This is a genomic window from Kitasatospora sp. NPDC059462, assembly GCF_042749955.1.
Taxonomy (GTDB): Bacteria; Actinomycetota; Actinomycetes; order Streptomycetales; family Streptomycetaceae; genus Kitasatospora.
Window position 1 is genome coordinate 12691 of record NZ_JBHYUU010000053.1, and the last position, 17418, is coordinate 30108.

Annotated in this window: 15 protein-coding genes; 5 read left to right on the plus strand and 10 right to left on the minus strand. The window is 76.6% G+C overall.

Going from position 1 to position 17418, the window contains the following annotated elements:
• Positions 1-93 precede the first annotated feature (93 nt).
• A complete protein-coding gene (locus ACFXAM_RS16275; RefSeq protein WP_380291622.1) occupies positions 94-1455 on the minus strand; it encodes a M14 family zinc carboxypeptidase in 1362 nt (453 codons plus the stop codon).
• Between the two features lie 141 nt (positions 1456-1596).
• Entirely contained in the window at positions 1597-2958 is a 1362-nt protein-coding gene (locus ACFXAM_RS16280; RefSeq protein ID WP_380291624.1) for a BTAD domain-containing putative transcriptional regulator, read from the minus strand.
• Between the two features lie 310 nt (positions 2959-3268).
• Here ACFXAM_RS16280 and ACFXAM_RS16285 point away from each other — a divergent pair, with 310 nt between their 5' ends.
• Positions 3269-3799 carry a hypothetical protein gene (locus tag ACFXAM_RS16285; RefSeq protein WP_380291626.1) on the plus strand — a complete coding sequence of 177 codons (531 nt, stop codon included), beginning with the start codon at positions 3269-3271 and terminating at the stop codon, positions 3797-3799.
• Between the two features lie 63 nt (positions 3800-3862).
• Here ACFXAM_RS16285 and ACFXAM_RS16290 read toward each other — a convergent pair whose 3' ends face one another.
• The 4 genes from ACFXAM_RS16290 to ddaH all read right to left on the minus strand — a co-directional run bounded on the left by ACFXAM_RS16290 (position 3863) and on the right by ddaH (position 8379).
• The gene (locus ACFXAM_RS16290) at positions 3863-4552 is read right to left on the minus strand and encodes a Tat pathway signal sequence domain protein (RefSeq protein ID WP_380291628.1); all 690 of its coding nucleotides are present in this window, start codon (positions 4550-4552) and stop codon (positions 3863-3865) included.
• 196 nt (positions 4553-4748) lie between these two features.
• Positions 4749-5927 carry a hypothetical protein gene (locus tag ACFXAM_RS16295; RefSeq protein WP_380291630.1) on the minus strand — a complete coding sequence of 393 codons (1179 nt, stop codon included), beginning with the start codon at positions 5925-5927 and terminating at the stop codon, positions 4749-4751.
• The gene (locus tag ACFXAM_RS16300; RefSeq protein WP_380291632.1) at positions 5924-7372 is read right to left on the minus strand and encodes a hypothetical protein; all 1449 of its coding nucleotides are present in this window, start codon (positions 7370-7372) and stop codon (positions 5924-5926) included. Before ACFXAM_RS16300 ends, ACFXAM_RS16295 begins: the two co-directional genes overlap by 4 nt.
• Before the next feature lie 188 nt (positions 7373-7560).
• Positions 7561-8379 (minus strand): dimethylargininase, encoded by an 819-nt coding sequence (ddaH, locus tag ACFXAM_RS16305; protein WP_380291634.1) that lies wholly within the window; start codon positions 8377-8379, stop codon positions 7561-7563.
• A gap of 306 nt (positions 8380-8685) precedes the next feature.
• Here ddaH and ACFXAM_RS16310 point away from each other — a divergent pair, with 306 nt between their 5' ends.
• A complete protein-coding gene (locus tag ACFXAM_RS16310; RefSeq protein ID WP_380291636.1) occupies positions 8686-9495 on the plus strand; it encodes a class I SAM-dependent methyltransferase in 810 nt (269 codons plus the stop codon).
• Between the two features lie 70 nt (positions 9496-9565).
• On the opposite strand, the gene ACFXAM_RS16315 is transcribed toward ACFXAM_RS16310, so the two are convergent.
• Entirely contained in the window at positions 9566-10567 is a 1002-nt protein-coding gene (locus tag ACFXAM_RS16315; RefSeq protein ID WP_380291638.1) for an aldo/keto reductase, read from the minus strand.
• A 147-nt stretch (positions 10568-10714) separates the two neighbouring features.
• Between ACFXAM_RS16315 and ACFXAM_RS16320 the strand changes: the two genes are divergently transcribed.
• Positions 10715-11224, plus strand: a complete 510-nt coding sequence (locus ACFXAM_RS16320) for a GNAT family N-acetyltransferase (RefSeq protein ID WP_380291640.1) — start codon at positions 10715-10717, stop codon at positions 11222-11224.
• 70 nt (positions 11225-11294) lie between these two features.
• On the opposite strand, the gene ACFXAM_RS16325 is transcribed toward ACFXAM_RS16320, so the two are convergent.
• Both ACFXAM_RS16325 and ACFXAM_RS16330 read right to left on the minus strand, forming a co-directional pair.
• The gene (locus tag ACFXAM_RS16325) at positions 11295-12362 is read right to left on the minus strand and encodes a hypothetical protein (RefSeq protein WP_380291642.1); all 1068 of its coding nucleotides are present in this window, start codon (positions 12360-12362) and stop codon (positions 11295-11297) included.
• Between the two features lie 77 nt (positions 12363-12439).
• Positions 12440-13204, minus strand: a complete 765-nt coding sequence (locus ACFXAM_RS16330; RefSeq protein ID WP_380291644.1) for an SOS response-associated peptidase — start codon at positions 13202-13204, stop codon at positions 12440-12442.
• A gap of 117 nt (positions 13205-13321) precedes the next feature.
• Between ACFXAM_RS16330 and ACFXAM_RS16335 the strand changes: the two genes are divergently transcribed.
• Complete coding sequence (locus ACFXAM_RS16335) at positions 13322-14716, plus strand: FAD-dependent oxidoreductase (protein WP_380291646.1); 1395 nt, start codon at positions 13322-13324, stop codon at positions 14714-14716.
• Between the two features lie 58 nt (positions 14717-14774).
• On the opposite strand, the gene ACFXAM_RS16340 is transcribed toward ACFXAM_RS16335, so the two are convergent.
• Positions 14775-15146, minus strand: a complete 372-nt coding sequence (locus ACFXAM_RS16340) for a hypothetical protein (RefSeq protein ID WP_380291648.1) — start codon at positions 15144-15146, stop codon at positions 14775-14777.
• A gap of 448 nt (positions 15147-15594) precedes the next feature.
• Between ACFXAM_RS16340 and ACFXAM_RS16345 the strand changes: the two genes are divergently transcribed.
• Entirely contained in the window at positions 15595-17325 is a 1731-nt protein-coding gene (locus tag ACFXAM_RS16345; RefSeq protein ID WP_380291650.1) for an acyclic terpene utilization AtuA family protein, read from the plus strand.
• Positions 17326-17418 lie beyond the last annotated feature (93 nt).

Here is a 17418-nt window from a genome sequence, read left to right on the forward strand (position 1 = left end):
CCCGTCCGTTGGCCTGAACGGTGTGTCATGTGCCCCGCACCGCAGGGGTGGAGCGGCCCCTCCGGGCGGGCCGCTCCACCCGGGCGAGGGGCGTCAGGTGGCGATGCCGCAGTACTGCTGCTGCTTGCCGATCGCCCGGTAGACGCAGTCGGCCGTCTCCACCAGCCGCAGCACGGCCTCCCGGTTGCGGCTGGTCTCGCGCCCGATCACCTCGTCGGGCGGGTAGAAGCCGCTGGCGCCGTTCGGCCCCGGGTACATCTCGAAGGTGTAGGCGAAGACCCGCTGGGCGCCCCACAGCCAGTCGTCGATCGACCCGTCCGTGATGTAGAGGTCGCTGGACTGCTCGGGCGTGTAGTTGTTGGTGGAGGCCATCGACCGGCCGAGGGCGGCGAAGGTGTTGTACTCGTCGGTGGTCATGCCGGTGGTGGTGTTGGCGGTGGTCCAGCCGAACGGCCAGAGCACCAGCTCGCTGTAGGTGTGGAAGTCGATGGCGGCGGTGATCTGCTGCTTGCCGCCGACCACCCGGCTGCGGACGAAGTCGGCGACCACCTTGGTCTCCTTGGCGGACTCGGGCGCGCCGCCCCGGTAGGTCTCGCTGGAGGTCGAGCCGGAGGAGCCGCCGCAGCAGCCGAACTTGTAGTCCCAGTTGCGGTTGAGGTCGGTGCCGACGTTGCTGCTGCCCGGGTTCGGCTGGCGGTCCTTGCGCCAGCTGCGGTAGCGGCCGGTGGCGATGTCGTACTCGCCGCCGTCCGGGTTGAGGTCCGGGACGATCCAGATCTCCCGGCTGTTGACGGCGCCGGCGATCCGGCTGTCGGTGGCGTACTTGTCGCCGAACTCGTGCAGCAGGTAGAGCGACATCTCGACGGTGAGGTGCTCGCGGGCGTGCTGGTGGGCGGTGAACAGCACCTCGGGCTCGTTCTCGTCGGTGCCGACGTTGTCGCTGATCTTGACGGCGACGATCGGCCGGCCCTCGTAGGAGGTGCCGATCACCCGCTTGCTCATGATGTCGGGGTGAGTGGCGACGACGGCGTCGATGTCGGCCGCCGCCTCCGCGTAGTTGTGGTAGCCGGAGTCGGCGGACGGGAAGTCGTAGAGCGCCGCGCCGACGCCCGCCTGGCCCGGCTCGGCGCCGTACGGCGGGCCCGGCAACGGGACGGGCGACCAGCCGAGCGCGCGCAGCCGGGCGGCCTCGGCGGGGGTGGCGGTGACCGTCAGCGAGCCGGGCCGGACGGCGTCGACGGAGGCGCCGGTCGCGGCGACCTCGGTGCGCTCGGCGACGGTCCGGGGGCCGTCGACGCGGTACTGCCGGGCGGTGTCGGCGTCGGAGACGGAGGCGGGGGCGGCGGAGTCGGGGGCCGGCTGGGCGGTGGCCCGGGCGGAGAGCGGGACGGCGAGGGCGAGGGTCAGCAGCACGGCGGTGGCCGCGACGGGCTTGCCTCGACGGGGCAGTCGCATGACTGTCCTCCTGTGGGGGTCCGTAGGGACGGAACGGTGGAGGAGGGGTGCGGCGCCGCGAGCTTGATGGTCCGTCAATGACATGCCAACGTCAAGGAGTTGGGGAGAACGTGTCGGGCGGGAGCCCGGACGCGCGCCGGATCAGTGCCCCGTCGCGCCCCGGCCGGCCGTCGCCCCGCAGGTCGCCAGGCTGCACCAGCGCCGCCGCCCGCCCGCGTCCAGGAACAGCCAGCCGCAGTCCGCGCTCGGGCAGCGCTGGACGGTCAACCGGCGCGGATCGGCGAGGAGTTCGGCGCCGGCCCGGGCGGCGGCGTACAGCGGCAGGCGCAGCCCGGCCGACGGCGGCAGCCGCCACTGCGCGAGGCCGTCCTCGCCCCGGGTGAACACCGCGGCCCGGGTGGCCTGCTGGACCACGGCGGCCACCTCGCCGAAGGCCGCGCCGTCCTGCGGATCGGTCAGGCAGGCGTAGAGCGCCGAGCGGAACGCCCGGGCCTCGGCGAGCACGGCCGCCGCCTCGTCCGGGCGCCGGGTGGCCTCCCGCAGCAGCGCCTCGACCAGCGGCGGCGCCGCGAGGTCCTGGTGGCCGGCCCAGACGGCGAGCGTCGAGTAGCCGCGCAGCCAGTCCGAGCCGGGCGGCGCGACCGGGGCGTTCCAGCCGGCGAAGGTGTTGCAGAACTCCAGCGCCGGGTGCCCGCCCGCGCTCCACGGCAGCCACTCCTCGCCGACCCGCACCGCGTACAGCGGGGCGGGCGGCCGGTCGAGGCGGGGGTCGGCGCGCAGGATCCGCTCGTGGAGCGCGGCCAGTTCGGCGCCCGGCTCCACGCCCAGCGTCTCCACCAGCGTGCGGCGGGTGTGCCGGTAGAGGTCGAGCGCCTCGGCCTGCCGGCCCGCCCGGTAGAGCGCCGTCATCACGGCCCGCACCAGCCGCTCCCGGGGCGCCGGCAGGTCCGGCTCCCCCTCGCGCAGCGGGAGGTCGGCGAGCAGCCGGTCGTGCCGGCCCATCGCCAGCAGGAGTTCCGCCCGCTGCTCCAGGGCCGACAGCCGCAGCTGGAGCAGCCGGCCGCCGAGCCGGCCGCGCAGCGCGTCGTCGGCCACGTCCGCGAGCAGCGGTCCGCGCCAGAGCGCGAGCGCCCGGTCGAGGCAGCGCAGCCGCTCGGCCGGATCGCCGCTCGCCGCGGCACGGGCCGTGAGGTCGAGGAACTCCCGGACGTCGAGGCCGTGGTGGCCGGGCGCGAGGGCGTACCCGTCGTGCCGGGTGGCGATCACCACCCCGTGCGGGCGCAGCCGGGCGCGCAGCCGTCCGACGTAGGTGTGCACGGTGCCGCGCGCCGAGGCGGGCGGGCGGCCGTGCCAGAGCAGTTCGATCAGCCGCTCGGTGGCGACCACCCGGCCGTCCTCCAGCAGCAGGACGGCGAGCAGGCACCGCTCCTGGCGGCGGGCGCCGGCCAGGACGGGTTCGCCGTGGTGGTCGGCCTCGAACGGGCCGAGCAGTCGGAACTCCATGGCGGGCCACCCTACGGTGCCGTCCGTGACCGCCGCGGCGCCCGTCCCGTCCGGTGGCCGGAGGGAAGGGGCGCCGCGGCGGGCCCGAGGGCCCGGGTGCGTCACCGCCGGGGCGGCGGGGCCGACGGCGACCGGAGCACGGCGGCGGCCGGCCGGGTGCGGCGCTCCGTGCAGGACCACCTGACGATCGGCCGACCGCCCGACCGGAATGCCCCACCCGTCCGGATCCGGCCGGGGGATGGTGAGAATCCGGTCAGCGGCCGCTGCCAGGCTGGCCGCCGAACCGTCCGACGCCCCACCGGGAGACACCATGCACCGCATCCCCCTCCGCCTCGCCACCGCCGCCACCGCCGTCGCCGCCGCCCTGGCCGCGACCCTCGCCGCCGCCCCGGCGGCCGGAGCCACCGGCCGCGGCGGCTGGGAGCCGTGGCCCTCGCCGTCCTTCGACCTGCCGGCCGGCTCGCGCTGCGACTTCCCGGTGCGTCTCGAACCCGTCGTCGACGAGGTCGAGCGGCACGTCCTGGCCGCCGACCCCGACGGCACCGTGCGCCGCGTCGCCTACCGCGGCGCCCTCGTCATGCGGCTCACCAATACGCTCACCGGTGCCCACTACGACGCCGACGCCGGGGGCCGTTCCCACGTGGAGTACCGCCCCGACGGTTCCCAGACCTGGCGGGCCCACGGCCCGATCCTCCTCGGCTTCGGCGCCGGCGCGGGCACCCTGCCCCGCGACCTCTACACCGTCGACGGCGACTACACCGTCGACATCGGGGCCACCGGCTACCGCACCCTGACCATCAGGCACGGCTCGGCCGAACCCCTCTGCGCCAAGGTCGCCTGACCCGGGCCGGGGCCGCGCCGCCGGACGCTCCGACCGGCGGTGCGGTGGGCCGGGCCGGGGCGGTCAGGTGACGTCGACGGCGGGGGCGCCGGGCCGGGTGGAGTCGGTGAGGGGGCCGTAGGTGGCGGAGAAGTAGCCCTCGCCGGGGCAGAGGGAGGAGCCGGCGCTCTTGGTGAAGCGGGCGTTGCGGAAGACCAGGGCGTGGGCGGTGTTGTCGGCGGCCCCGGTGAACGCGCCGCTGAGCTGGTAGGTGCAGGTGAGGGTGCCGAACCAGCTGTTGAGCACGGCCGAGGCCTGGATCGGGCCGGCCGGGCCGGGGGTGAGGGCGACCGGGTGGCCGGCGGCGGAGTCGAGCGCGAGGGTGTAGGCGAGGTTGCCGACGGTGAGGCTCCGGACCGAGGTGACGCCGGTGACGTTGGCCGTGCAGGAGCCGAAGGTCAGGCCGGTCAGGGAGGCGGTGGCGGTGCCCGGTGCGGCGGGGTTGGCCAGCACCTTCGCGGTGAACGGCGAGGTGCCGCAGAAGACGCCGGTCGAGCCGGTGGTGTCGGAGGAGAAGGTGGCCCGGGTCCCGGCGGCGAGCGACTCGAGCAGGACGTCGCCCGCGGCGACGGCCGTTCCGCCGGCGGTCAGCACGGATCCGGCGGCGGCGGCGGCGGGGGCGGGCGCGGTCGCGGGCGCCGCGGCGGCCGGGACGGCGCCGACGGCGAGGGTGGCGGTGGCCGCGGCCAGGGCAAGGCAGGGGTGCAGACGCATGGGGGTGCCTCGTTCTCGGTGGGGGTGACGAGCGGGCGGACGCCCCGGTGGGCGGAGGGGAACGGGGCCCGGCGACCGGGGGCTGACTACGTTGTAGAGCGGTGTCCGGGCACCGTCAAGGCATGGCACGGCACTTGTTGACAATTCGTCAGCAAGGCCGGTGCGAACCGGCGGCCCACCGCCGCGGCGCCGGGTGCTACCCCCGCGCCGCGCGGCGGTGGCCGTCGAGGACGTCCCGGCGCAGCAGCGCACCGAAGCCGGCGCCCTCCAGCCGCACGCCGAGCTGGGCCTCGGTGAGTCCGAGGGCGGCGGCGGCCGACGGCAGGTGCCAGTCGTGCGCGGCGAGCCGGTCCAGCAGATGGCCGCGCCGCACCTGGGGCTCGGAGAGCCGGAAGGTCTTGAGGTAGGCGGTCCGGCCGTGCTCGTCGGTGATCGCCTCGCCGATGTGGTTCTCCCGGCGGGGCTTGAACTCCGGGAGGAAACGGGCGAGGGTGAAGCGGCCGAGGCGGCGGACCTCCCGGGCACGGTAGGAGGCGTCCAGCAGGTCGCCCGCCATGGTGCGGTCGTGGAAGGCGGCCCAGGCGCGCTCCTGCCCCTCGACGGCGGCGCGCAGGTCGGCGGTCGAGCCGATCGGGCCGGCCGTGCGCAGGTCGGCGCGGAAGTCCGGGACGGGCGCGGACAGCAGGGCGTAGTGGTGGATCAGCTCGCCGTAGAGGTCCAGCAGCAGGGTGCGGTGCAGGGCGCGGTAGTCGTCGGGATGCGGCACCACGAAGGCGGCGGCCAGGGCGTCGGCGACGTACACCACCAGGCCGCACTGGCCGGGGTGGAGCTCGAACACCCGCAGCGCGTCGGCGAGGCCGCGCACCTGGTCGCCGGCGTAGGCCTCCTCGGCACGCGGGGAGAGCCCGTGCCGCAGGGCCCGCTCGGACCACTGCTCCCAGGCGACGGACGGGCCGCCGAAGTGCAGCGCGAGGTAGCCCTCCAGCGCGAGGTGCAGCGGCAGGAAGCGCAGCCGGGTGCGGCTCTCGCGCTTGGCGAGCCGGCGCGGCGCCCGGACCCGGATGCGCTCGGGCGGCACGCCGGCGGCGCAGGCGCTCCCCGCGGGCGCGTCGAGCCGGGTGCCGTACGCGGCCGCCGGGGTGCCGTCGCGGGTCCAGTCGGCGACGAAGCCGTGCGGGATGTAGGAGTGGTACGAGGTCCGGCGGCCCACCGGGACTCCGGTGTACTCCTCCTCGTACAGCTCCCGGTGCAGCCGCAGGTCGGCGATCGGCTCGGGGCGGACCAGCGGGACCAGCCGCACGCCGCCCCACACCTGGGCGGGCCGGGTGTCCAGCCCGCCGAGTTCGAGGCGGAAGCCGGGCAGGACGGCGCTCACCGGACGGTCACCTCCGCAGCGGCGGACAGGAAGCGGGCGGTGCGGGCCGCCAGATGGGCGGTCAGCTCGGCGAGGTCGGTGCGGCCCTCCGCGAAACGGGCGAACTCGACCAGCGCGGGCAGGTCCTCGGCGTCGCGCAGCCCGGCCGTGGGCACCGTCGGGGCGAGCCGGCGGACGTCGAAGCCCTCCGCGTCGTAGACCGGGTTGAGGTGCACCACGCTGGTCCGCCGCTCCGGGTCCAGCCGGGTGCGCCACACCCGCAGCACCTCGGCGGCCAGGCCCGGCGGGGCGTTGTCCCAGCCGTCGGAGACGATCAGCAGCCGCTGCGGCGCGGTGTCGAGCGCGTCCAGGATCCGGCGGCCGAGCGGGGTGGGGCCGGACGGGCGGGCGAGCAGCGCGTCGGTGCGCCCGGAGGTCCACAGCGCGGTGTACTCGCCGGCCAGCGCCTCCAGCAGGTAGTGGCAGGCGAGCGCGGCGGCCAGCGGGCGGCGGCGCTTGACGCCCGAGCCGTACGCCGACCAGCTGTCGTCCAGCACGGCGGTGACCCGGCCCCAGCCGCCCTCGGCGGCCCCGGCCGCCCGCGCGGCCCGGCGCGCCGAGCCGCGCAGGGCCTCGGTCAGCTCCGCGCGGCGGGCGATCCGGTCGGTGGGCGGCAGGCCCAGCACGTACGAGGCGAGCCGGGTGAGCGGCATCCGGGAGAGGTCCGCGGCGACGGCGCCGGCCCCGTGGGCCCGGGCCGACTCCTGGAGGCGCAGCCGCTCCAGGGCGGTCAGCCGGGGAGCGATGCGCTCCAGGAAGGCGGCCCGCGGGATGCCGTGCCGCCGGGCGAAGGACTCCGCGACGGTGTAGGGGAGTTCGAAGACGGCGGCCTGCTGGTGGTGGGCGCGCCGCCAGGCGTCCAGCAGCGGCGCCCGGTACTTCGCGCGCCGGCCGGGGGCGTACAGGAAGTCGCCGGTCTCCGCCTCGGCCGGCCGCAGATGGGTGTGGCGCAGCGCCCGCTTCAGCCCGGCGCGGTACTTCACGGCGTCCAGGGTCTGGTCGGGGCGCGCGGCCAGCCAGTCGCGCAGGATGGCGCGGGTGCGGCGGTTGTTGACCTTGGCGCGGCGCAGCTCGCCGATCAGCCGGTAGACCCGCTGCGGCGGCAGCAGCTCCAGCCGGCGGGCGATCAGCCGGCCCTCGGTGCGGCGCTGCTCCTCGGTGGCGTCGCGGGAGGTCTCCAGCAGCCGGCGGACGATCAGCGCGGCGTTGTGGTCGTTGATGTCGAGCGCGAGCGCGGCGGCGTACGGGCCGCGGTGGTTGACGCACATGTAGGTGTGCAGGAAGTCCAGCGAGAGCTGCTGCTCGGCCGCCCCGGTGTGGAACTCGCGCTGGCCGGTGCCGGTGATCGCGGCGTTGACGAACAGCAGCACGTCCTCGGCGGCGACCAGGTCCCCGTACGTCTCCACCGGCCCGTCCCCTCCGCGCGCGTCATGTCCCGGGGCCGGCCGGGGAATGGGGGCACGAACTGCGAATCATTGCGGTAGAGGCACCATCCGGAAGTCGCACCGGAGTCCCGCGGCCGGCCGGGCGAGCGTAGCACCGGCCGGCCGGGGGAGCGCATCCGGTTTTCCCCGCGCTCCGGCGGAACGGCAGGTCAGGCGGGTGCGCCGCGCAGTTCCAGGGTGCAGCACTTCACGCTGCCGCCCGCCTTGAGCAGCTCGGTGACGTCGATCCCGACCGGCTCGAAGCCGCGCGTGCGCAGCTGCGCCGCCAGCCCGGTCGCCGCCTCCGGCAGGACCACCCGCAGGCCGTCCGAGACGGCGTTGAGGCCGAAGACGGCGGCGTCCTCGGCGGAGGCGAGCACGGCGTCCGGGTACAGCGCGGCGAGGGTGGCCCGGCTCTCCGGCGAGAACGCGGCCGGGTGGTACATGATCTCGTCGTCGCCGAGCACCGCGAGCGCGGTGTCCAGGTGGTAGTAGCGCGGGTCGACCAGCTCCAGGGTCACCACCGGGCGGCCGAGCACCCGCTGGGTCTCGGCGTGCGCCCGGCGGTCGGTGCGAAAGCCCGTGCCGGCCAGGATCCGCCCGCCGACGAGCAGGTAGTCGCCCTCGCCCTCGTTGGTGTACTCGGCCTGCACCACCGACCGGTAGCCGCGGGCGCCGAACCACTCCCGGTACGCCGCGGCCTCGTCGGCGCGCTCGCGGTGCCGGAACCGGGCCACCAGGGCGGTGCCGTCGACGACGGTGGCGCCGTTGGCCGCGAACACCATGTCGGGCAGCCCCGGGACCGGCTCGATCAGCTCGACGGTGTGGTCGAGCTCCCGGAACAGCGCGTACAGCTGCTCCCACTGGGCGAGGGCGCGGGCGGCGTCGGTCGGCTTCTCCGGCTCCATCCACGGATTGATCGAGTAGTCGACCGTGAAGTGGTCCGGACGGCACATCAGGTAGTGGCGGGGACGGGCGGTACGGGACACGGGCGGTGGTCTTCCTTCCGGCGGGGTGGTGCGGAGGGGCGGTGCGACGCGCCCGGCGCGGTGGCGCCGGCTGCCCCGAGCGTGCCGGGCGCGGCGATCGTGGACATGGCCGCGACGTGCACGGCCGTCGGACGCCGGAGGTCCAGCGAGGGTCGGCGGCGCCGCGGGCGGCCGGGGCACGGGGGCACGGGGCGCGGTGCGGTGCGGGGCGGGCGACACGCGGGCAGGAACGTGCCTGCACCCGCGCCGCGCCGCGCCGGGGTGCACTGGCCCGGCGGAGCGCGCCGTCGAGGAGGAGGTCGTCGGATGGGGACGGAGACGGGGACGAGGGCGGCCGGAGCAGGCCCGGTCCGGGTGCTGGACGTCTCGGGCGCGGACTACCGCCGGGCGTTCGAGCTGTTCCTCGCCGGCACCGACGAGAAGCCGCTCACCCACGCCCGGCTCGGTGAGGTGGTCGCCGGGCTGGACCAGCGCCGGATGCTGCTGGACGTGGGCGCGGGCGAGGGACGGACCACCGCCTACCTGGCGCGGTACTTCGAGCGGACGGTGGCCGTCGAGCCCAGTGCGGCGATGCGCGAGAGGCTTCGCCTGGCCTGCCCCGGGGCGCTCGTCCTGCCCGAACCGGTGGACGCGGCCGAGCCGCCCGGCCCGGCGGACCTGGTCCACCTCTCGCACGTGCTGTACTACGTGCCGCCGGCCGACTGGCTGCGCACCGTGCGCCGGGTGCTGGACCGGGTGGCGCCCGGCGGGACGCTGCTGGTGGTGCTGCAGAACCCGGAGAGCCCGTGCATGCGGATGGCCGCGCACTTCACGGGCGTGCGCTACGACCTGCGGCCGCTGGCCGGGCAGCTGGCCGCCCCGGGCCCGGACCGGGCGGCCCCGGAGTGCACCTGCGCGCTCGAAGCCCTCGACCTGCACTACCGGACCGACCGGCTGGACGAGGCGGTGGACGTCGCCGAGTTCATGATCAACGTGGCCGACCTGACCACCGTGGACCCGCTGCCCGAGCGCGCCGAGCTGGCCGCCTACGTGGAGCGCCACTTCGCCCGGCCGGACGGCGGCTACGCCATCGGCCACACCCAGGACATGCTGACGGTCCGCCGCCCGCCGCGCTGACGCCGGCCGGTCACGGGGCGGGCGGTCCCCTCCGGCCCCGCCCCCGTCCGGCCCCGCCCCGTCCGGGCGATCAGGCCCAGGGCAGGCCGGAGCGGGTGCGCCAGTACGCCCCGGCCGGCTCGGCGAGCGCGGCGAGTCCGGCCAGCGCGCCGTCGTCCACCGCGAGCCCGACGGCCTCCAGGTTGGAGGCCAGCTGGGCGGTGGTGGCCGCGCCGGAGAGCACCACGTCCGCCCAGGGCTGGGCGGCGACGGCGGCCAGCGCGAGGGCGTCGCAGGTCGCGCCGGTGCGCGCCGCGAGTGCCCGCAGCGCGGCGGTGTCCGGGCCGGTGGCGTTGCGGCCGGCGAGCCGGCCGTTGGCCATGCCCTCCTTGACCACCACCAGCCACCCGGCCTCGTGGGCCTCGGCGAGGGCGGGTCCCGCGGAGGGCTCCAGCAGGTTCCAGGTGGACTGCACGGCGGTGAACAGCGGCCGCCCGCCGACCGTCACCCCCAGGGCCGCCCGCACCGCCGTGGCCTGCTCGGGGCCGCTGGTGGACAGGCCCACCCGGACGCCCCCGGCGGCCAGCGCGGCGAGCCGGGCGTGCAGCGCGGGGTCGGTGAGCGCGGGGCTGTCCGGCGTGACCGAGTGCACCAGGTAGAGGTCCGGCAGCCCGCCGAGCAGTTCCCGGGTCTCCTCCAGCTGGCGGTCGAACACCTCCGTCGAGTGCTCCTTGACCTCGTGCACCGGTACGCCGGAGGCCCGCCAGCCGGCGGTGTAGGTGTAGCCCCACTTGCTGCCGACCGTCACCTCCCGCGCCTCGCGCGGCCGGGCGGCGAGCCAGGCGCCGAGGAACTCCTCCGCGCGCCCGTAGGAGCGGGCGGTGTCGAAGTAGCGCACGCCGGCCGCGAAGGCGGCGTCGAGCAGGGCGTGGGTGCGCTCGCGCAGGGCGTCGGCGGTGCGCTCGACGGGCAGGTCGAGGTCGCGGCCGAGGGTGATGTACCCGGGCCGGCCGACGGCCGCGGTGCCCAGCCCGAACCGTGCGATCGACGGTCCGGCGGCTTCGGCGGCTGCGGTGGCGGGGGCGGTCGGCACGGTCGGGCTCCTTGGGTCACGGGGGCGTGCGGGCGGGGCGCGCAGGTGGTGCGTGCCCGCCCCTTTTGTACCCTGCCGGAGCCCGAGAGGCGTGACCTATGTTGGTGAGTCGTTGCAGTGATGTGTCCACTACAGGGAGATACGGTGATGACGTACCGGATCGAACGGATCGGCCTGGAGGACTGGGAGCGCCTTCGTGAGGTGCGCCTCGCTCAACTGCTCGACGCCCCCGACGCGTTCCTGGAGACGCACGAGATGGCCCTCGCCCACGACGACGCGGAGTGGAAGGACCGGGCGCGCCGGGTGAACGACCCCGGCAGCGTCGGCCTGGTCGCGGTGACCGGGACGCCGGGGGAGTGGGTGGGGACGATGGTCGGCTTCACGCCCGCCCCCGGGACGGCGCTGCTGCTCGGCGTCTGGGTCGCCCCGGAGCACCGCGGGCGGGGGCGCGGGGTGACGGACGCGCTGCTGGACGCCGTCCTCGCCTGGGCCCGCGACGAGGCCGGGGCGCAGCGCGTGGTGCTCACCGTGCACGAGGGCAACGCCCGGGCCATCGCCTACTACCGGCGTCGCGGCTTCGCCTTCACCGGCGGCGAGAAGCCGTACGCGCTCGACCCGGCCGCCCGCGAGCTGGAGATGGTCCTCCCGCTGGCCTGACCCGGCCGGGCGGCACACGCCGGCGGCCGGCCGTGTCCGCACCCCGGCCGTGCCCGTTCGCCGATCGTGCTCACCTCCCGGCCACGCTCCAGCGGTCGAGCGTCCCGCGGGCGTCGTCGTAGGTCAGCCAGGTGCCGTCCCCGAGCGGGCGCGCGTAGCTGTCGACGGGGCCGGCGGGATAGCGGACGGTGCCGCGGACCTCCAGGGTGCGGGCGTCCAGCAGCCAGTGCCGTCCGAGCTCCGGATCGCCGTCGGAGTCGAGCGTCGAGGCGAGGACGGTGTCGGCGTCGACGAAGCCGCAGTCGTGGTCCCAGCAGGGCGGGTCCTCGTCCTCGCCCTGCTGGGGCTCCCGCTGGGCGAGGACGGTGCCGTCCAGCGCGTGCAGCCGGAGGTCCGCACCGCCGTGCTCGACCGTCAGGAAGCCCGGGTGGCCGGGATGGACGTCGGCGAGGATGCGGTCCAGGCCCCGGTTGACGCCCCAGCTGCTGAGCTCGGCGCCGTCCCGGCGCGCCCAGTGGAGCAGGACGCCGTCCTGCCCCAGGCCGATGCCGAGGCCGATGTGCACGCCGTCCGGGTGGGAGAGCTGGCGCGAGCCGGCCGTGTCCGCGTGCTCCAGCGGCAGCCGGGCCAACTCCCCGCCGTCCCGGGCGTCCAGGACCACCCAGTGCTCCTGGCGGTGCTGCCCGGCCGATCCGGACGCGACGTGCGCCCAGACGAGGCGGCCGTCGTCGGAGACCCGGCACGAGCCGTGTGCCGGTCCGTCGCACGCCCGCTGTTCGGCGTCGGAGTGCGCACGGCCCTCCCCGCACCCCCAGCACCCGTGCGGGTACTCCCACAGCGTCGTCCCGTCCCGTGCCACGGCCAGGACGGCGCGCGGGCCGGCGAACACCGCGAACTCGCCGTCGGGGCCGACCGACGGCCCGCCGTACGGCTCGCCCGGCCGGGGCAGCGGGAAGACGGCGGCGGGCGCGAGCTCCCCGGCCAGGAGCTCGTCCAGCTCGTGGACCGCCAGCTCGTGCCCGTGCCGGAGCAGTGCGCGGCGCGAGCCGTCCCCGCGGCGCTCCAGGGCGAAGCCGCTGACCAGTGCGGCGCCACCCGGAAGCCGCACGGAGTCGCGCAGGTGTGCGGTGAGCTGCATGCCCCGAACCTAGCGCACGGCACCGACGGCGAGTCCGTCCACCGGAGTTCGACGAGGAGGGGGCGATCCGCGCCGGCTCAGGTGTAGTGGCCCCCGGTGATCTCCGGCAGCGGGTCCTCGACGGGGTCCAGCAGGTGCGGGCCGTCGTTGCGGACGCTGTTGACGGCGGTGGCCACCGGCCGGACCAGCAACTCGCCGGCCGGGGCGTGCAGCAGGCCGCGCACCTCGCCGGGGTCGGTGGTGGCGGGGTCCAGCCAGGCGTCCAGGGCGTCGGGGGCGAGGGTGACCGGCATCCGGTCGTGGACCCGCCCGGCGGCGTCCGTCGCCGCGGTGGTCAGCACGGTGCAGGTGACCAGCCACGCGGCCGGGTCGTCGTCGTGCTCCACCGCGCGGTCGCGCCAGAACTCGTACAGCCCGGCCATCAGCAGCAGTCCGCCGTCGGGCCGGTGCAGGTAGTACGGCTGCTTGTAGGCCTTGCGTCCGTCGGCGGCCGGGACCGGCCGCCACTCGAAGTACCCGTCCGCCGGTACCACGCACCGCCGTTCCTTGAACGCCTTGCGGAACGCGGGCTTCTCGTGCGCGGTCTCCACCCGGGCGTTGATCATCCGCGCCCCGGAGCCCGGGTCCCTGGACCAGGACGGCACCAGCCCCCACCGCAGCGACCGCACCTGCCGGGTGAGCTCACCGGTCTCCCGGTCGACCCGCTCCAGCACGCTCGCCACCGGGTCCGTCGGGGCCACGTTCCAGGACGGCGCCAACGTCTCCGCGACCGGCCACACGGTGGCGCGCAGCAGGTCGGCCAGATCGGACGGGGTGGTGGTGGAGACGAAGCGACCGCACATGCGCCCCATCCTGCCCGCCCGCCCCGCCGCCCGTCACGCACCTCACGGAACCGGCGGGCACGGCGACGGCCCGCCGCCCGGTAAGATCATCCTGCAACACGACGCGAAGGGGAGCTTGTGGCGCGGGTTGCGGTGATGGGTGCGGGCATCGGCGGGCTGGGGACGGCGCTCATGCTCGGACGGCGGGGCCATGCGGTCACGGTGTTCGAGCAGGACCCCCGGGAGGCCGGGGACGACCCGCACCGGGACTTCTTCCACTGGGACCGGCCGCGCGTCCCGCAGGCCGTCCAGCCCCACTCCTTCCTCGCCCCGGTGCGCACCGTGCTGCACGCCGAGGCCCCCGACGTCCACGCGGACCTGCTGGCCCGCGGTGCCCGGGAGTACCACGACTTCGACTGGTTCGGCGCGCACCCGCCGCACCGGGCCGGCGACGAGGACCTGGTGACCCTGCGCGCCCGCCGGATCGTGCTGGAGGCCGCCCTGACGGCGGCGGTGCGGCGCGAGCGCACCGTCGAGGTGCGGCGCGGCAGCCGGGTGCAGGCCCTCGCCTTCGCGCCGGACCGCCCCGCCCGGGTCACCGGTGTCCGGGTGGGAGGGCGCACGCACGTCGCGGACCTCGTGGTCGACGCGTCCGGCCGGCGCTCGCCCGTGCCCGGCTGGCTGGTCCGGGCCGGCTGCCGCCCGCCCGTGGTCGACAGCCACCGCGCCGGGATCGCCTACCTCTGCCGCTGGTACCGCCTGCGGCCCGACGGCCCCCGCGATCCCGGACGGGTGAGGAACGGGTCCTCCGCGCCGTTCGCGCTGGCGGGCGTCTTCCCGTCCGACAACGACACCTTCGCGGTGAACCTGGTGCTCTCCACGACCGACCCCACCCGCGGCGCGCTCACCGACCCCGCCGTGTTCGAGGCCGCCGCCCGCTGCTTCCCCGCCACCGCCGCCTGGCTCGACCTGGCCCCCGAGCCGCAGTCGGCCGTGCTGGCGATGGCCGGCCTGGACAACCGCTGGACCTCCCTCGCCGACGGCGCCGGACCCGTCGTCACCGGCCTGGTCAACGCCGGGGACAGCCTCGTCCACACCAACCCCACCCTGGGCCACGGCGCGGCCCTCGCCCTGCGCGCCGCCCAGTACCTCGCCGCCCACGCCGATGCCACGGCGGCGGACCCGGCCGGCTACCACCGCTGGACGGTGCGGGCCCTGCGGCCGTGGTTCGACGCGCAGGTCGCCGCCGACCGCGCCAACGAGCAGCGCCTCACCGAGAACCCGCCGCCCCCGGACCGCCGCGCCGCCGCCCTGGCCGACTGCGCCTTCGACGACCCGGTCGTCATGCGGGCCCGCGCCCAGGTCCGCCACCTCGTCCGCACCCCCGACGAGGCCTACGGCACCGAGGAGGTCGAGCGCCGTCTGACCGCCTGGCTGGCCGCCCGCCCGGGCTTCGCCCCCGGGCACGACGGTCCCACCCGTGCCCGGTGGGAGGCCCTCGTCGCGGACCGGCCGCTCGCCGCACGAGCGTGATCCCGGCGCGGCGGCGGCCAGGCCGCTGCCCGGGCCGCCGCGCCGCCGCCCGGGCCCGTCAGTAGCCGGCGTTGGCCCGGTCGTTGAACCACCCGGGCAGGCTCGGCCACCACTCGCCCGCGCCCGCGTCGAACGTCAGGCCGTCGCCCGACAGGTGCACGCCCTGCCCGGAGTGGGCCGCCCAGCTCCTGAGCGAGGAGACCTTGTGGTTGACCAGGACGGGGAACACCGTCCACGTCCCGAGCTGGAACTCCCAGCAGTCGCCCGAGTAGTTGTTGTCGGTGAACACCTGCGCGTACCCGGCCTGCCCGTAGTGGGTGCAGTTGCCCGCCGCCTGCGCGCTCGGCGCGGCCACGCCGCCCAGCGTCGCCGCGGCCGCGACCGCGATGATCCCGGCCGCGAGCCCGGGCCTCCTGAACATCGGGCGCATCCCGGTCCTCCTTCGTGACGTGGGTGGTCTCCTGTCACCAGTGATGATGACCAGTCACCCGGGCCCCGACCAGTAGGTGACCGGCCAAGGTGGTGACGCGTTCCCGCTCGCCCGGCCGGGCGCGCCCGAGAGCGCCCGAGGGCGTCAGGAGCCGGACCGCGGCCGCACCCCGCGACGCCCTTCCCGACCTGCGCCGGGCCGCCTCGGCCGGACGGCCCGGCCTCCGCGGCCCCGGCGTGGTTCGGCGACCCGGGCACCCCGGACCTGGTCCGGCCCGCCCGCGTGGGGTCTTCCGGACCGCCGCCGCCGACCGGGCCCGACCACAGCCGGCCTCGGCGGCGCCGGGGTGGGGCGTCCCGGAGAAACAAGCAGGCGTGATTGCTTTTTCTCTCGCAGGGTGTCAACCTGCTCACCGTCGGCGAACGTTGGGCCACCTCGGGGGGCGGGCGTGCACGTGCGGGCGGAGGCGGCGGGCGGTGGGCCGGTGCTGCGGGTCGGGAACGCCTCGGGGTTCTACGGGGACCGGTTCTCGGCGATGCGCGAGATGCTCACCGGCGGGCCGCTGGACGTGCTCACCGGGGACTACCTGGCCGAGCTGACCATGCTCATCCTGGCGCGGGACCGGCTGAAGGACCCCTCGCTCGGATACGCCAGGACCTTCCTGCGGCAGCTGGAGGAGTGCCTCGGCCTGGCGCTGGAGCGCGGCGTGCGGATCGTGGCCAACGCGGGCGGCCTCAACCCGGCGCGGCTCGCGGACGCGGTGCGGGACCTGGCGAGGAGCCAGGGGCTGGACGTCGCGGTCGGGCACGTCGAGGGTGACGACCTGCTGCCGCGCCGGGCGGAACTCGGACTGCCCGAGGGGCTGCTGGCCGCCCACGCCTACCTGGGGGCGTTCGGGGTCGCGGAGTGCCTGCGGGCCGGGGCGGACGTGGTGGTGACCGGGCGGGTGACCGACGCGGCGCTGGTCGCGGGGCCCGCGATCGCCCGGTTCGGCTGGGGCGCGGGGGACCTCGACGCGCTCGCGGGCGCCGTGGTGGCGGGCCACGTGCTGGAGTGCGGGGCGCAGGCGACCGGCGGGAACTACGCCTTCTTCCGCGAGCACGACGTCACCCGGCCGGGCTTCCCGCTCGCCGAGCTGCGCGCGGACGGCTCCAGCGTCATCACCAAGCACCCGGGCACCGGCGGCGCCGTCACCGTCGGCACCGTCACCGCCCAGCTCCTCTACGAGACCGGCGGCCCGCGCTACCTCGGGCCGGACGTGACGGCCCGCCTGGACACCGTCCGGCTCACCGAGGAGGGGCCGGACCGGGTGCGGATCGACGGGGTGCGCGGCGAGCCGCCGCCGGCCACCCTCAAGGCCGGGCTGAACCGGCTCGGCGGCCACCGCAACGACGTGGTGTTCGTGCTCACGGGGCTCGACATCGAGGCGAAGGCGGCGCTGGCCGAGCGGCAGTTCGAGGACGGGCTCGCCCCCGGGCACCGGCCGGCCGAACTGCGCTGGACCCTGGTCCGCACCGACCACCCCGACGCCGCCACCGAGGAGACCGCCTCCGCGCTGCTGCGGCTCACCGCCCGGGACCGCGACCCCGCCCGGGTCGGGCGGGAACTCGGCCGGGCCGCCGTGGAGCTGGGGCTCTGCGGGTACCCGGGCTTCCACCTCACCGCGCCGCCCGGGCCGGGCACGCCGTACGGGGTGTTCGAGGCCGTGCACCTGGACGCGGCGGTGGTCGGACACACCGCCGTGCTGCCGGACGGCCGTCGCGTGCCCGTCCCGCCGGCGCCCGTCACCGCCCCCGCCGCCGCACCGGTTCCGGAGCCCTTCGACGAGGCCCCCGTCCCCGGCGGCCCCACCCGCCGCGCCCCGCTCGGCCTGGTGGCCGGCGCCCGCAGCGGCGACAAGGGCGGCGACGCCAACCTCGGCGTCTGGGCCCGCGACGAGCCCGGCCGGCGCTGGCTCACCCGGACCCTCACCACCGCGCTGCTGCGCGAACTCCTGCCGGAACTGGCGGAGCTGACGATCACCCGGCACGTCCTGCCGAACCTCCGCGCGCTCAACTTCACCATCACCGGCCTGCTCGGCGAGGGCGTCGCCGCCCACCACCGCTTCGACCCGCAGGCGAAGGCGCTGGGGGAGTGGCTGCGCTCGCGCCACCTCGACATCCCGGAGGCCCTGCTGTGACCGTTCTGTCCACCCGCCTCGACCCGGGCGGCGCCGAGTACGCCGCCCACCGGGAGGCGATGCTCGCCAGGCTCGCCGACCTGGACGCCCAGC